General features: G+C 60.8%; 1 protein-coding gene and 1 pseudogene. Both read left to right on the forward strand.

Going from position 1 to position 1,351, the window contains the following annotated elements:
- On the forward strand, positions 1–595 hold a 595-nt coding region (locus EOA22_RS33720; RefSeq protein WP_127390618.1), incomplete at its 5' end, for a methyltransferase domain-containing protein.
- Positions 596–768: 173 nt separating this feature from the next.
- A pseudogene (locus EOA22_RS33725) lies at positions 769–1,075 on the forward strand (nuclear transport factor 2 family protein).
- Positions 1,076–1,351: the final 276 nt, after the last annotated feature.

The raw sequence follows: 1,351 nt of genomic DNA on the forward strand, positions 1-1,351 counted from the left end.
CACCCTGAAGAGCCGTGGCAAACAGGCAGCCAAGCGGCTGCGTGGCTATGATTCCCGCAACTGGCTGCGTATCCGCCAGATCGAGGCTTTCAGCCTCTTTCTCGAAGCCAGCAACCGTAAATCCTCCGACGTGATCGAGATCTCGCCCGGCTGGAACCGCTATTGGCGCACAATGTGCTCCAACTACCGCTCTGTCGACTTCCCCGCCTTCGACATCTGCAACGACCGCACCGATGAGCAGTATTCGATCGTCATCGCCGACCAGGTGCTGGAACACGTGCAGCGTCCGCAGGCGGCGGTGCGGAACATCCACGCCATGACCCGACCCGGCGGTTGGGCGATGGTGGCAACGCCCTTCCTGTTTCGCGTGCACGCCAGACCGCACGACTACAACAGATGGACGCCCGCCGGACTCAAGCAGCTGATGGTGGACGGCGGCTTCCCCGAAGCCAACGTCAAGGTCCACGGCTGGGGCAACAAGGCCTGCGCCAGGGCCCATATCGGTGGCCCTGTTCGCGCCTACGGCCTGTGGCGGGATCTCAGTAACGACGAGGAATACCCGCTGATGGTCTGGGCGTTCGCTAAGAAGGGGTGAGTGGTGGAAGCCGCGCTCCATCCCGGTCATAGCCAGGGTGTCTGGCTGGACACTTGACCGGATCCGCCGCCAGTGACCTACTTCGAAATCCGAGGAGCCGTTCGCGAATGGACATTCGAGCCACATTGACGGAGCTTTGCGAGGCCTTCAATGCGCACGATCTGGACCGCATCATGGCGTTCTTTGCCGACGACTGCGTTCTGGAGATGCCAAGGGGGGGCCGAGCCTTGGGGAACGCGCTGCGAGGGCAAGCGCAGCGTACGAGACGCGCTAGCGACGCGCTTTGAGGGTCTGCCCGATGTGCATTACGGCAGTGGACAGCACTTTGCGGACGAGGCTGCCAGCACCGGCATGTCGAAATGGACCCTCACCGGCACCACCCGCGAGGGCGTCAAAAAGGAAGTTCGAGGTTGCGATTTCTACACATTTCGTGACGGAAAGGTGATCCGCAAGGACTCATACTGGAAGATCGTGGAGTAGGGGGTTGGCATTCCTGTCGGATCTTTTCGTTGTCCCGCATTCCAAAACAGGTGGATTACGCGATGCGCGTTTGCATCGCTGCACTCGCCGACGAAATGCCAACCTCAGAATTCCGGAACGCATTCAAAGTAGCTGCCAAGGATGAAACCACCTCCAGCTATTCCATGTCCGGCACGTCGCCACCCGCAAACAGAGTCGTCGGCTCGCCATAAGCCACCGAAGGGTTACCCTCGCGCGACCACGCAATGAGGCCAGCATTCTTGCCGGTTTGCAGGT

It is taken from the genome of Mesorhizobium sp. M7A.F.Ca.US.014.04.1.1, from assembly GCF_003998745.1.
Lineage (GTDB): Bacteria > Pseudomonadota > Alphaproteobacteria > Rhizobiales > Rhizobiaceae > Mesorhizobium > Mesorhizobium ciceri.